General features: G+C 72.8%; 1 protein-coding gene. It reads left to right on the top strand.

The genetic code is table 11. From position 1 onward, the window contains the following. Positions 1-629: IS701 family transposase (locus JJL56_RS21720; protein WP_200486229.1), on the top strand; the 629-nt coding region annotated here is incomplete at both ends.

Here is a 629-nt window from a genome sequence, read left to right as displayed (position 1 = left end):
TGCCGGCCGGAAGCGCGCCGGCGGGCGCGCCAGTACTTGGCCGGTCTGCTGGCGCCGGTGGAGCGCAAGAACGGCTGGCAGTTGGCCGAGGTCGCCGACGACGCCAGCCCGGACGGCGTGCAGGACTTCCTGGCGCGCATGCGCTGGGACGCCGAGGCCGTGCGCGACGACCTGCGTGGCTACGTGGTCGAGCATCTGGGGGATTCCCAGGCGGTCCTGGTGCTCGACGAGACCGGCTTCGTGAAGAAGGGCACGCGCTCGGTCGGCGTGCAGCGCCAGTACTCCGGCACCGCGGGGCGCATCGAGAACTGCCAGATCGGTGTGTTCCTCGGCTACGCCGGCCGACATGGCCACGCGCTGATCGACCGCGCCTTGTACCTGCCGCAGTCCTGGGCCGGTGACGAGGAACGCCGTCGCCTCGCCTGGGTGCCCGAGGAGGTGGCCTTCGCCACCAAGCCGAAGCTGGGAGCGGCGATGCTGGAGCGCGCGCTCGACGCCGGGGTGCCGTGCGCGTGGGTCGCGGCCGACAGCGTGTACGGAGCCGACAGCGCCCTGCGCCAAGCCATGGTGCGGCGCCGGATCGGCTATGTGCTGGCGGTCACCAGCGGCCAGCGGCTGTTCCCGGGCAC

It is taken from the genome of Azospirillum aestuarii (genome assembly GCF_016632405.1).
Taxonomy (GTDB): domain Bacteria; phylum Pseudomonadota; class Alphaproteobacteria; order Azospirillales; family Azospirillaceae; genus Azospirillum; species Azospirillum aestuarii.
This window is presented reverse-complemented; position numbering and strand designations above follow the sequence as displayed.